This is a genomic window from Paracoccus sp. R12_2 (assembly GCF_017744015.1).
In the GTDB taxonomy this organism is placed as follows: Bacteria; Pseudomonadota; Alphaproteobacteria; order Rhodobacterales; family Rhodobacteraceae; genus Paracoccus.
The window spans coordinates 1-12694 of the sequence record NZ_JAGHRA010000009.1; the positions used below are offsets into that span (position 1 = coordinate 1).

Consider the following 12694-nt stretch of genomic DNA (forward strand, 5'->3'; position numbering starts at 1 on the left):
TGGCGCAGCACACCCATGATCTGGGCTTCTGTGTATCGTGTCTTCTTCATCGGAATCTCCTCAGTCATCCTGCCGAGAAAATTCTACTTCCGCATCCCGTTAAGATCGGGGGGGATTACCGCAGCACTGTCGCCAGCCAGGGGTTGAACTCTGGCGGCGCGGCAACGTGGCTGTCTGTCATGAGGGAATCCTTCAAAGATACTTTCCATAACGATCCGGCCTTACAGCGCGTTCCGCCAGAATGAACGCGGCCCCGTTCCCTGGGAACGAGGCCGCATGTCACACATTGATGGGGATCGTTCAGTTCAGGCCGATCAGCCCCATGCTTTCCAGCGTCAGCAGCACCTGATGGGCGCAGTTGTCGACTTCGACATCTTGCGTATCGACGCGCAGCTCGGGCTGCTTGGGTTCTTCATACGGGTCCGAGATGCCCGTGAATTCCTTGATCTTGCCCTCGCGCGCCAGCTTGTACAGGCCCTTGCGGTCGCGGCGTTCGCATTCCTCGAGCGAGGTCGCGACATGGATTTCGACGAAGGCGCCATATTGTTCGATCATCTCGCGCACGGCACGGCGGGTCGCGGTGTAGGGCGCGATCGGCGCACAGATCGCGATGCCGCCATTCTTGGTGATCTCGGACGCGACATAACCGATACGCTTGATATTGATGTCGCGATGTTCCTTGGAAAAGCCCAGTTCGCTGGACAGATGCTTGCGCACCACGTCGCCGTCCAGCAGCGTCACGGGGCGGCCGCCCATTTCCATCAGCTTGACCATCAGCGCGTTGGCGATGGTCGATTTGCCGCTGCCGCTGAGGCCGGTGAAGAACACCGTGAACCCCTGCTGCGCACGCGGAGGAGAGGTGCGGCGAAGCTGCTGGACCACCTCGGGGAAGCTGAACCATTCGGGAATGTCCAGACCTTCGCGCAAGCGGCGGCGCAGTTCGGTGCCGCTGATGTTCAGAACGGTGACGCCTTCTTCGATCTCGTCTGCCGGTTCGTACTGGGCGCGCTCCTGCACATAGACCATGTGCTTGAAGTCGACCATCTCGACGCCGATTTCGTCCTGATGCTTGCGGAATAGGTCCTGCGCATCATAGGGACCATAGAAATCCTCGCCCGCGCTGTTCTTGCCCGGTCCGGCGTGATCGCGACCGACGATGAAATGCGTCGCGCCATGATTGCGGCGGATCAGCCCGTGCCAGACCGCCTCGCGCGGGCCGGCCATGCGCATCGCAAGATTCAGCAGCGACAGCGTGGTGGTCGCCGACGGATACTTGTCCAGCACCGCCTCGTAGCAGCGCACGCGGGTGAAATGATCGACATCGCCCGGCTTGGTCATGCCGACGACCGGATGGATCATCAGGTTGGCCTGGGCTTCCTTGGCGGCGCGGAAGGTCAGTTCCTGATGCGCGCGGTGCAGCGGGTTGCGGGTCTGGAACACCACGACGCGGCGCCAGCCCAGCTTCTTGAACTGCGCGCGCAGTTCATTGGGCGTGTTGCGGCGGCCGCGGAAATCATAGTGCGTCGGGGCCTGAAGGCCCTTGACCGGGCCGCCCAGATAGACGGGGCCGGCGGTGTTGTGCAGATAGTTCACGGCCGGATGGGCCAGATCATCGGCGCCGAACACCTTCTCGGCTTCATGCGCCTTGTTCGGCACCCATTTGTCGGTCACCGACATGATCGCAAGGATGACACCTTCCTGATCGCGCAGCGCGATGTCGGTGCCGGGCTCGATCCCGTCGGCGAATTTCTCGCTGACATCAAGATTGACCGGAATCGGCCAAAGCGCACCAGAGGTCAAGCGCATGTCGTTGACGACGCCATCGTAATCCGCCTCGGTCAGGAAGCCTTTCAGCGGACTGAAGCCACCATTCATCAAAAGCTCCAGATCGCAGATCTGGCGCGGCGTCAGATCCCAGCTGGGCATCTTGCCCGCTTCGTGCTTCAGCGACGATGCGGCCTCTTCAGAAACGTAAAGTTCGGGGATTGGCGCCTGATTGGGATGGGTCATTTGGAATGCTCGGACATTGAACGGACAGGATGAAGACACGTCCGGCCGGTCGGCGGGTCGTGACTTGGTGCCGCCCATAGCCCCGGTATCGCGAACATTCAACCGGCGCGCGGTGCCCACAGCGGCTAATCCGGGCGATGCGGCAAGAATGACGCGAGGATGTCAGGAACAATATGTTCGCGACGAGGGCAGTCCCGGAATATCGGTTTGCCCGGTCGGTGATGCGCCGGTCAATGTCCCGTGTTTCCGGCGCTAATCATGACAGACTAGCTTTTTTCCATCGGCAAGGGTTCAAACCGGCTGCCTTTGTGCTGCGTGCGGTCGGAACAAGGGCACATGGCCCGCCCGCCGGGACGAGGCAGCGGAAGATCGTCCAGATCGCGCGGGCCCATATTTGCAAGGTCGGGGTGGTCCAGCGGATCAAGAATTGGCGGCAGCGGGGCCATCGCGTCGCCGATGCGACGCAGAATTCGGCGGAGATCATGTTTCATGATCGAAATATAGAGAATACGCGCATCAAACAGGATTGAGAACATTCGAGAGCCGTTTTAGATTTTCTGAATGCAGCCCCTGAACCGGATCCCCCTGACCGGCCTGCGCGCCATCGAAGCCGTGGCGCGGCTTGGCAGCTTGTCTGCCGCCGCCGAAGAACTGGGCGTGACGCCCGGCGCGCTCAGCCAGCGGATCTCGCGGACCGAGGCGCAGCTGGGCCGCCGCGTCTTCGACCGCATAAGCACCGGCCTGACGCCGAACGATCTTGGTCGTCAGATGGCGGCGCATCTGTCGCGCGGCATGGCGCAGCTTGCGGCCGCGGTGGCGCTGACCGATCCGGGCCATGACGATCTGTTGAACGTCTCCGTCGCACCTCTTTTTGCCAGCCGTTGGCTGATCTGGCGACTGCCGCGCTTTTCCGCCGCGCATCCCACGATCCGCGTCCGGATCGAACCGGTCGTACAGATGACCACGCCGGGGCTGGGCGGCGTCGATATAGGCATCCGCGTGGGACGTGGTGCCTGGTCCGGGCTGCGGGTCGAGAAATTGCTGGATCAGCGCGTGATGCCGGTCTGTGCGCCATCCTTGGCCAACGACATCCGGACAACCGCGGATCTGCTGCGCCTGCCCGTGATCCGCGAAAACGACGGTCTTGCCGGCTGGCAGGACTGGCTTGCTGCGCACGGATTGTCGTCGAAGGACGTCCCGCCCGGTCCGGTCTATGCCGATGGCGGGCTGTGTATTGATGCCGCCAAGACCGGACAGGGCGTCTTCATGGCGTGGGAAACGCTGGCCTCGGATTCGTTGTCCTCGGGGCAGTTGGTCACACCCCTGCCCGGCCGCGCGCCCACCGCCAACGCCTACTGGTTCGTCACGGCCGAGGGCACGCGGAAATCCGCCATCGCCCGATTTCGGGACTGGCTGCGCGCAGAGCTTGCCGACACCGCGCGCGACTGGCCCGCCTGATCACCCGGCGGTGGCGTCCTCGGGCAACTCGGCAGAGCCCGGATCGGGTTCGCCAGCTTCGTCCTGCTCGGCCAGCCATGCCTCGGCGTCCAGCGCCGCCATGCAGCCCATGCCCGCGCTGGTCACCGCCTGCCGATAGATATGGTCGGTCAGATCGCCCGCCGCGAACACGCCAGGGATCGAGGTGCGCGTCGAACCCGCCTCGACCTTCACATAGCCGCCGTCATGCAGTTCCAGTTGATCGCTGACCAGTTCGCTGGCCGGCGCGTGACCGATCGCGACGAAGACTCCATCGGCCGAAACCTCGCGCGTGGTGCCGTCCTTGGTGGATTTCAGGACGGCGCCGGTCACGCCCATCGGGTCGTCGGCACCTTTCACCTCGGCCAGTTCGTGATCCCAGACGATCTCGACCTTCGGATTGCGGAACAGACGGTTCTGCAGGATCTTTTCGGCCCGCAGGCTGTCACGGCGATGCACCAGCGTCACCTTGGACGCGAACTTGGTCAGGAACAGCGCCTCTTCGACCGCGGTGTTGCCGCCGCCGATGACCAGAACCTCGCGGTTGCGATAGAAGAACCCGTCGCAGGTCGCGCAGGCACTGACCCCGAACCCCTTGAACTTCTCTTCGCTTGGCAGGCCAAGCCATCGCGCCTGCGCGCCGGTGGCCAGGATGACCGCATCGGCGGTGACCCGCCGCCCGCTGTCGCATTCCGCCACGAAGGGACGCTGACCCAGATCCAGCCGGGTCACGATGTCGGTGACGATCTCGGTTCCCATCGCCTTGGCGTGGGCCTCCATCTTCACCATCAGATCGGGGCCCTGGATCTCGGTCTCGCCGGGCCAGTTCTCGACCTCGGTGGTGATCGTCAGCTGCCCGCCCGGCTGCATCCCCTGGATCAGCATCGGCTCCAGCATCGCGCGCGCGCCATAGACGGCGGCGGTATAGCCCGCCGGCCCCGAACCGACGATCAGAAGTTTCACATGCGTGCGGTCAGTCATCTTGCACCCCATCGGCCATTTGGTGCATCAGGTAATCCCTCGGCGCGGCTTGTGCAACGCATCACGATACCGGAAAGAATGTTGCGCATAGCCGGTCCGCATTGTAGTTTCCGGCAACGCCGCAACCCAATCCAAGAAAGAGCAGCATGGCTGGCGCGAAACTGGACGACATCGACCGCAAGATCCTGGCCGAACTTCAGGCCGACGGCCGGATGACGAATGTCGAACTTGCGCGCCGCGTCGGCATCTCGGCGCCGCCCTGCCTGCGCCGTGTCCGCGCCTTGGAAGAGCTGGGCTATATCCGCGGCTACCACGCCGATATCGACGCCCGCGCGCTGTGCTTCGAGGTGCAGGTCTTCGCGATGGTGCGCCTGGCCAGCCAGTCCGAACGCGACCTGTCCGCGTTCGAGGATCTGGTGCGCGGCTGGCCCCTGGTCCGCGAATGCCACATGCTGAACGGCGAGATCGACTTCATCCTGAAATGCGTCTCGCCCGATCTTTCCACTTTCCAGCGGTTCCTGACCGACAACCTGACCGCCGCCCCCAACGTCGCCAGCGTCAAGACCTCGCTGGTGATCCGCGCCGGAAAGGACGAGCCCGCGGTTCCGTTCGAGATCGTCGAGGAACGGGTCCGCGAGGCGGGCTGAAACCGGTTCGACCGCACATCAAGTCACCAGGATACGGCCTTGCGATAAACCCGCTGCCGGCAAGGACGCTGCGCAAGGGAATCGGGGCTGCGTCACGACGAGGACGCAGCTTTCCTTGTGAGACCCTCGAAGCAATAGCCATACCGCTCGATGTCGTCGCCATAGGTGTCCTCGACCCATCTTCGCGCCGCAGGTGTGTAGAAATGGTGATAGCTCGTCTTGTTCCGCCCGAAGATTCTCGACCACATCGAAACCTTGCCAAGATGAGAGCGATTGAAGACCGGCAGGGTCGTATCCTCAAGCCCGATCCGCTGCGCGATCCGCCTGAACTCGCCCTCCAGATCCTCGAACCGCATGACATCATCCATCAGATTTCTTCCCTTCCTGTCACAAAGGGCCAGCTTCGGGACCAATCGCTTTTTCTGAATGATCGTGTTCAGGTATCGCTCGAACCTTTCAGGCGTCGCCCGTTCCTTGTGGCGCATGCGGCGATACAGCGAAAAGACCTGAGCATACGGATTGCGAACGACCGAGAACTTGAAGAATTCATCAAATTCCTTCGGGTAACGTTTGCGGACCTCCAGCGCGGTATCGTGGATGCCGGTTCCGCGCCGATCGACCTTGTTCCTCGTGGCATCCCGGTGGATGCGATTGTTCCATTCAGACGCCTCACGCCCCTCCTGATCCAGAAGGACAAGTCCACCCAAGGCGGCTTCGATGGAATTTCCGCCAGTGCGCTTCAAATGGATGAAGATGGCCTTGTGATCGAACGAAATCATGCACCCTCCGGATCGTCGACAGGAAAAACGTAAGTTGGCACGGGCCTTGCGGCCAGCGATCATCGACATGGGCGACGCGTGGTCCTCCGCTGCTGTCCGGCGCAAGCCAAGCGCGATCAAGTTGACAACCTGCCAACGTTTCGACCCTATCCGCTGTTCCGGTCGGTTTGCATCGCTGTGCCGAACAGGGATCGGCGCACGGCACAGCCACATCGCGTGCGGTCGCCGCGCCTTGAAAGGCTTGCCTATTCCCGCGTCATCACGCAGACAGGCCCGCACAAGCGGAAAAGCATCAATCAAGGCCTACGGCCCCTGCGCCCCGCCATCGTATCGAGAGAACGGCATGAGCATCTTCACCGAAGAGGAAATCGCGGAATTCCACCTGCTGACCGACCCCGCGCAGATCGAGTCAGGCGAGATCCGCGGCGATCTTGACAGCTGCATGATCGCCGGCAACGTCCTTTGTGGAAAACACACGACGATCAACGGCTATCTGAATGCCCGCGGCAGCATACGGATCGGCAAATACTGTGCGCTCGGCCGATTCATCTCGGTTCATGCCGGAAATCACCGCACCGACATGCCGAACCAGCAGGTCCTGTTCAGCCGTCGTTTCGGTTTCTCACTTGCGTTCGAGAGACGGCGCGTCGAAATCGGACACAATGTCTGGATCGGCGACAAGGTCAATATTCTGGCCGGAGTGACCATCGGACACGGCGCGGTCCTGGCGGCGGGGGCGACGGTCGTGTCGGACGTCCCGCCTTTCGGGATCGTCGGTGGTGTGCCAGCCAAGCTGTTGCGCAAGCGCTTCAGCGATCACGTCATCGAACAGATGCTGGACATTCGCTGGTGGGACTGGGACGACGACAAGATCAGGGCGAACAAGCTGTTCTTCGAAAGCGCACTTGAACCCGACGCGGATTACGACCTTTACCCGGCGATCGTCTGACAACACCCGGCACCCGGATGATGCGCGAACCAAGGCCGACAAAGCCGCGATATTTGCGAAAGCAGGTCGCCGCTTTGCGACCAGGATATCCAGTCGGCGGCGTTGGCAAGATCCTTCGGGTCGCGCCTTCAGGACCGCGCGCACAAAGCCAGGCCAAGGTAGGTATCGGTTCAGAGGTCGATGATCTTGGCGCACCCGAGAGGATTCGAACCTCTGGCCTCTGCCTTCGGAGGGCAGCGCTCTATCCAGCTGAGCTACGGGTGCCTGAGGCTTCAATATCCGCGCCGGCGCGGCTGTGCAATGCCGAATTGCCCGGGTTTGCCGGTGATCGTTGCCACGCCACGCGATCAGACATGCAGGAAGCGTTCCTTGATCTCTGGCGTCGCGCGCAGGGCGGCGTTGTCGCCCGACCAGACGGTGCGACCTTTCTCGATGACCACGTGCCGGTCGGCAAATCGGGTCAGCGCATCCACGTTCTTGTCCACGATCAGGATCGATTCGCCCGCCGCCTTCAACTGCGTCAGGCAGGCCCAGATCTCGTCCCGGATCAGCGGGGCAAGCCCCTCGGTCGCCTCGTCCAGCACGACAAGGCGCGGATTGGTCATCAGCGCGCGGCCGATGGCCAGCATCTGCTGTTCGCCCCCCGAAAGCTGATCGCCGCGATTGGCCATCCGTTCGCCCAGACGCGGAAACAGCGCCAGCACGCGATCCAGCGTCCATTGGCCCGGCCGGGCCATCGCGACCAGGTTCTCGCGGACGCTCAGCGTCGGAAAGACCTGACGGCCCTCTGGCACCAGTCCCAGACCGGCACGTGCGATTCGATGCGGCGCGGCATTCGTCATGTCGGTGCCCGCGACGATCACCCGGCCTTGCCGGGCGGGAAGCAGGCCGAAGATCGTGCTGATGGTGGTGGTCTTGCCCATGCCGTTCCGCCCCAGCAGCGTCACCACCTCGCCCTCGGCAACCTCGAGATTGATGTCGTGCAGGACCTGACTTTGCCCGTAAGCCGCCTGCAGCCCCTGAACCTTCAGCATCAGGTGCCCTCCTCTTCGCCCAGATAGGCGGCGCGCACCTGCGGGTCGTCGCGGATCCGGTCCGGGGTTCCGGTGGCAATGATCCGGCCATAGACCAGCACGCTGACCCGATCGGCAAGCGCGAAGACCGCATCCATGTCGTGTTCGATCAGCACCAGTGTCACATCACCCTTCAGGCCGCGCATGACCTGGATCAGGCGGTCCGCCTCGGCGCCGCTGGTGCCGGCCAGCGGTTCATCCAGCAGCAGCAAGCGTGGCCGGGTCGCCAGCGCGATCGCCAGTTCAAGCTGTCGTTTCTCGCCATGCGACAGGCTGCCGGCATTGAAGAAGGCACGATCCGCGATGCCCACGCGGTCCAGCGCCGCCAGCGCCTGATCGTTCAGGTCGCGTTCCTCGGCCACCGGAGAGAAGAAGCGAAAGCTGCTGCCTGATCGCGCCTGAACCGCGGACGCAACGTTTTCCAGCGCCGTGAAGCCGGGCAGGATCGAGGTGATCTGAAAGCTGCGCGACATGCCCACGCGGACCCGGCGATGCATCGGGCGCCCCATCATCTCGGTCCCGTCGAAACGGACCGAGCCGCCGTCGGACGTCGCCTGCCCGGAAAGTTGTGCGATCAGCGTCGATTTGCCCGCTCCGTTCGGGCCGATGATGGCGTGCAGTTCGCCCTCTTCGACCGACAGGTCCAGATCGTCGGTGACCTTCAGTGCGCCGTAGGACTTGCGCAGGTTGCGGACCTCCAGCAGGTTCATCGACGCCTCCGGAACAGACCCGACAGACCGTCGCGTGAATACAGGACGACCAGCACCAGGATCAGGCCGAACAGCAGCGGCCAGTGTTTCGTCAGCACGGCCAGCCATTCCTCCAGCAGCAGGGCGATAGTGGCCCCCGCGACCGCGCCCAACAGATTGCCGATCCCGCCGAAGACCACCATCACCACCAGCTCGCCCGACCGGTGCCAGTTCATGAAGGCGGGCGAGACATAGCTGGTCTGGTTGGCCAGCATCACCCCCGCAATGGCGGTCATGCAGCCCGAGATGACGAAGGCGGTCAGCTGGTAGCGGAACGGAGAGAACCCGATCGCCTGCATCCTGACCGGGTTTTCGCGGGCGCCGGTCAGCACCCTGCCAAAACGCGACCGTGTGATCGCGACGGCCAGCAGGTAAAGCCCGATCAGCAGGACCAGCACCGCATAGTAAAGCGCCGTATCGTCCTCGAGAATGGTCTGGCCGAACAGGGTCGAGCGGGCGTTCAGCGTGACCCCGTCATCGCCGCCATAGGCCGACAGCGACACGAAGAAGAAATAGGCCATCTGTGCGAAGGCCAGCGTGATCATGATGAAGTAGATGCCGCGCGTGCGCAGAGAGATTGCGCCCGTCACAAGCGCGAAGACCGCGGCAGCGGCGATGGCGGCCAGCATGTGCAGGCCCAGATCGGTGATGCCGGCACGCGACAGGATCGCGACCGCATAGGCGCCGATGCCCAGATACGCCGCGTGGCCAAAACTGACCATGCCGCCATAGCCAAGGATCAAATCCAGCGCCAGCGCGGCGATGGCATAGCACAGGATGCGGCTTGCAATGACGACCAGATAGCTGTCGTCCAGTGCGACCGCCAGAAACGGCAGAACGGCAAAGGCGGTGAACAGGATGGTCGCCGCCCAGGCGCGGGTCGGGATCAGCCTCATGTCCTGGCCCCGAAAAGGCCCGCGGGACGGGCCGCCAGGATCGCCGCCATCAGGATATAGACCAGCATCGGCGCCAGCACCCTTCCCGCCTGAGCGGCCGACGAAGGTTCCATCACCGCGCGCAGGATGATCGGCCCGAAACTGCGCCCCAGCGTATCGACCAGCCCGACCAGCAAGGCACCCGCAAACGCCCCCTTGACCGACCCGATGCCGCCGATGACGATGACCACGAAAGCCAGGATCAGGACGCTTTCGCCCATCCCCGGATCAACCGTCAGGATCGGCGCCACCATTGCGCCCGCGAATCCGGCCAGCATGGCGCCGAAGGCGAAGATGATCGTGAACAGCTTCCTGATATCGACCCCCAGCGCCGAGACCATCGCCCGGTTCGTGGCCCCGGCGCGCAGCCGCATCCCGATCCGTGTCCGGGTGATGACCAGCCACAGCCCCGCAGCGGTCACAAGCCCGGCCCCGATCACGACAAGGCGAAACACCGGATAGCGCATCGGACCGACAAGCGGCACCGAGCCTGACAGCAGGTCCGGCATCCGCACCGACAGCGGCGCCGCCCCCCAGATGATCTCGACCGCTTCGGTCAGGATCATCACCAGACCGAAGGTGGCCAGAACCTGATCCAGATGGGGCCGGTCATACAGCTTGCGAAACACCAGCAGTTCCAGCACCAGCCCGATCAGCAGCGTCGCTGGCAGCGTCAGCAGCAGGCCCAGCCCATAGCTGCCGGTCATCTGTGCGAAGGTCACCGCAAGATAGGCGCCGATCATGTAGATCACGCCATGCGCAAGATTCACGAAATCCATGATCCCGAAGACCAGTGTCAGGCCAGCGGCGATCAGGAACAGCAGGATGCCGAACTGCATCCCGTTCAGAAGCTGAAGCAGAAACAGGTTGGTCATGTGACAAGGCCCCGGTCGGCGTGGGGCGCTTCAGCCGCGCCCCTGCCCGATCAGTTCATCTGGCAGTCGCCGACATAATTGTCCGCGTAATCGTCGAAGATCTTCTCGACGACCGAGGTGGCGAACTTGCCATCCTCGCGTTGAACGACCTTGGTCAGATAGAAATCCTGAACCGGATAGTGATTTGAGCCGAAGCTGAAGTCGCCCCGGACCGAATCGAACGGTGCGGATTCCAGTGCCGCGATCAACGCGTCCTTGTCCGTGGTGCCACCCGCCTCGCGCAGGGCGCCGTCGATCAGATAGGCCGCGTCATAGGCCTGCATCGCATAGACGGCGGGCACCTTGCCGAATTTTTCCTCGTAGGCCGCGACGAACTCGGCGTTCCCCGGCGCATCAAGATCGGGCGCCCAGTTCGACCCGCCAAAGAACCCCAGCGCGGCGTCCTGTTGGGCCGGCAGCGTCGATTCATCCACGGTGAAGGCGGACAGGAACGGGATCGTCTCCAGCCCTGCCTGACGATACTGCTTGACCAGGTTGACGCCCATGCCGCCGGGCATGAAGGCGAACACGGCATCGGGCTGCATCGCGGCGATTTGCGCCAGTTCCGCCGAATAATCCAGCTGGCCAAGCTGGGTGAATATCTCGCCCGCGACATCGCCCTGATAGCTGTGCCGGAATCCCGCCAGACTGTCCTTGCCCGCCTGATAGTTGGGGGCCAGCAGGAAGACATTGTCGAAACCCTGCTTCTGGGCATAAGCGCCCATCACCTCGTGCATCTGGTCGTTCTGATACGAGGTCACGAACAGATGCCGAGAACAGTCCGCACCGGCCAGATTCGAGGGCCCGGCATTCGGGCTGATCAGGATGGTGCCGGAATCGGTCACGGGTTTGACGATCGCGCCAAGGATGTTTGAAAAGATCGGGCCGACGACGATATCGACCTGATCACGCTCGACCAACTCGCGCGCCTTGTTGGCAGCGATGTCGGGCTTCTGCTCGTCGTCCATCACGACGATTTCGGTCTTCATGCCGCCGATCTCGCCGATCTGTTCCGCAGCCAGCAGGAAACCGTCGCGCCCCATCTCGCCCAGCACCGCGGCAGGCCCCGAAAGGGTGAAGATCAGACCTATCTTCAGGGTGTCGTCTTCCTGTGCGGCGGCGGGGCCAGCAAGGCATGTAGTCGCTGCAAGCAGCGCAAGAATGTTCCGGGACTTGGTCATGGGCACCTTCCTGTTGCGATCCGCCGCGTTGATCGCGGCATGGCTGTCCGTTCCACCTAGAACGCACCAACAGCGGGCTCTGAGTCAAGAAATTATTTCAGGCTTAAAATATTCCGGTGCCACGAACTACGCCAAATCTGCGGCAATCATCAGGATCTCAGAAACCGAACGAGAACTTGCGCACGATGCCCAGGCGCAGCGCAGGCTGGTACTTGTCTTCCACGATCGGGGAATCGGCGGCGTCACCGATCAGGCGGCCATATTCGACCTCGCCCATGATCGCCGTCCGGTCATTCAGCGCATAGCGCGCGCGGAACTTGATCGCGGCGCTGTTGAACCCGCTGCCGGGGGCGTATTCAGGATATCCGCTGGTCACCGACTCGGCCGGCGTGACACCGAAATACGTGTCCGAATATTCCGAGTTTCCCCACCCGAATTCGACACCGGACCACAATGTGACACGGTCGCTGAGATCGGTGCGGTAGGTGGTGCCCAGTTCGCCAACCACGCCCTCGTGCCCGCCAAAGCCACGACGGATCGTCCCGTAGGCCGTCACCGGACCCTGGCCATAGCTGACCTTGCCGCCCAGTTCGTAGGCCCGGTCGATCTGGTCCATTCCGGCCAGCGCGTCATCGTCCGACGGATCCCGTTCGCCGATCGAACTGAACGACGGTGAAAACGAAAACCCTTGCGGGTTACCGCCAGTGCCGATCTGGAAATTCTGCCAGATCAACCACGGGGCGGCATCGGTATCGTCGGAACCCGGATAGACCGGGCGACCCTGCGCACCCAGGCCAAGCTCGACCGATACATCGCGCCCTGCAAGGCCGAAGTCCTGGGCCGAGGCCGAACCGGCGGCGACGACAAGGGCGACAACAGCAAGAAATTTCATGGCACAGATCCGGTCGGCATTCAGGGATATCACCTCTTAGGTCCGAATCGCCGGGCAGCACAAGCTATTCGCGGCAACGTGACCCAAGGTGGATCGCGACGACGCATT

At 62.9% G+C, this 12694-nt stretch carries 14 protein-coding genes and 1 tRNA gene; 4 read left to right on the forward strand and 11 right to left on the reverse strand.

Annotation, left to right across the window (positions count from 1 at the left end):
• On the forward strand, positions 1-245 hold a 245-nt coding region (locus J7359_RS11735; RefSeq protein ID WP_209056844.1), incomplete at its 5' end, for a hypothetical protein.
• A gap of 55 nt (positions 246-300) precedes the next feature.
• Here J7359_RS11735 and J7359_RS11740 read toward each other — a convergent pair.
• Complete coding sequence (locus J7359_RS11740) at positions 301-2010, reverse strand: bifunctional sulfate adenylyltransferase/adenylylsulfate kinase (protein WP_209056845.1); 1710 nt, start codon at positions 2008-2010, stop codon at positions 301-303.
• A 266-nt stretch (positions 2011-2276) separates the two neighbouring features.
• Positions 2277-2501 (reverse strand): hypothetical protein, encoded by a 225-nt coding sequence (locus tag J7359_RS11745; RefSeq protein WP_209056846.1) that lies wholly within the window; start codon positions 2499-2501, stop codon positions 2277-2279.
• Positions 2502-2571: 70 nt separating this feature from the next.
• Here J7359_RS11745 and J7359_RS11750 point away from each other — a divergent pair, with 70 nt between their 5' ends.
• Positions 2572-3468, forward strand: coding sequence for a LysR substrate-binding domain-containing protein (locus J7359_RS11750; RefSeq protein ID WP_209056847.1), 897 nt, complete (start codon positions 2572-2574; stop codon positions 3466-3468).
• Here J7359_RS11750 and trxB read toward each other — a convergent pair whose 3' ends face one another.
• Entirely contained in the window at positions 3469-4467 is a 999-nt protein-coding gene (gene trxB, locus J7359_RS11755; RefSeq protein WP_209056848.1) for a thioredoxin-disulfide reductase, read from the reverse strand.
• Between the two features lie 146 nt (positions 4468-4613).
• On the opposite strand from trxB, the gene J7359_RS11760 reads away from it, so the two are divergent.
• The gene (locus tag J7359_RS11760) at positions 4614-5114 is read left to right on the forward strand and encodes an Lrp/AsnC family transcriptional regulator (protein ID WP_209056849.1); all 501 of its coding nucleotides are present in this window, start codon (positions 4614-4616) and stop codon (positions 5112-5114) included.
• A 92-nt stretch (positions 5115-5206) separates the two neighbouring features.
• On the opposite strand, the gene J7359_RS11765 is transcribed toward J7359_RS11760, so the two are convergent.
• Positions 5207-5893, reverse strand: a complete 687-nt coding sequence (locus tag J7359_RS11765) for a sulfotransferase family 2 domain-containing protein (RefSeq protein ID WP_209056850.1) — start codon at positions 5891-5893, stop codon at positions 5207-5209.
• 343 nt (positions 5894-6236) lie between these two features.
• Here J7359_RS11765 and J7359_RS11770 point away from each other — a divergent pair, with 343 nt between their 5' ends.
• Positions 6237-6842, forward strand: coding sequence for a CatB-related O-acetyltransferase (locus J7359_RS11770; RefSeq protein ID WP_209056851.1), 606 nt, complete (start codon positions 6237-6239; stop codon positions 6840-6842).
• A 187-nt stretch (positions 6843-7029) separates the two neighbouring features.
• On the opposite strand, the gene J7359_RS11775 is transcribed toward J7359_RS11770, so the two are convergent.
• The 7 genes from J7359_RS11775 to J7359_RS11805 form a co-directional block, all read right to left on the reverse strand.
• A tRNA-Arg gene (locus tag J7359_RS11775) sits at positions 7030-7106 on the reverse strand.
• Positions 7107-7189: 83 nt separating this feature from the next.
• Complete coding sequence (locus tag J7359_RS11780; protein ID WP_209056852.1) at positions 7190-7876, reverse strand: ABC transporter ATP-binding protein; 687 nt, start codon at positions 7874-7876, stop codon at positions 7190-7192.
• Positions 7876-8625 carry an ABC transporter ATP-binding protein gene (locus tag J7359_RS11785; protein WP_209056853.1) on the reverse strand — a complete coding sequence of 250 codons (750 nt, stop codon included), beginning with the start codon at positions 8623-8625 and terminating at the stop codon, positions 7876-7878. Before J7359_RS11785 ends, J7359_RS11780 begins: the two co-directional genes overlap by 1 nt.
• Complete coding sequence (locus tag J7359_RS11790; protein ID WP_209056854.1) at positions 8622-9560, reverse strand: branched-chain amino acid ABC transporter permease; 939 nt, start codon at positions 9558-9560, stop codon at positions 8622-8624. The genes J7359_RS11785 and J7359_RS11790 overlap by 4 nt, the downstream gene beginning before the upstream one ends.
• Positions 9557-10474, reverse strand: a complete 918-nt coding sequence (locus tag J7359_RS11795; protein ID WP_209056855.1) for a branched-chain amino acid ABC transporter permease — start codon at positions 10472-10474, stop codon at positions 9557-9559. The genes J7359_RS11790 and J7359_RS11795 overlap by 4 nt, the downstream gene beginning before the upstream one ends.
• A gap of 50 nt (positions 10475-10524) precedes the next feature.
• Complete coding sequence (locus J7359_RS11800) at positions 10525-11694, reverse strand: ABC transporter substrate-binding protein (protein ID WP_209056856.1); 1170 nt, start codon at positions 11692-11694, stop codon at positions 10525-10527.
• Between the two features lie 157 nt (positions 11695-11851).
• A complete protein-coding gene (locus J7359_RS11805; protein WP_209056857.1) occupies positions 11852-12586 on the reverse strand; it encodes a MipA/OmpV family protein in 735 nt (244 codons plus the stop codon).
• Positions 12587-12694 lie beyond the last annotated feature (108 nt).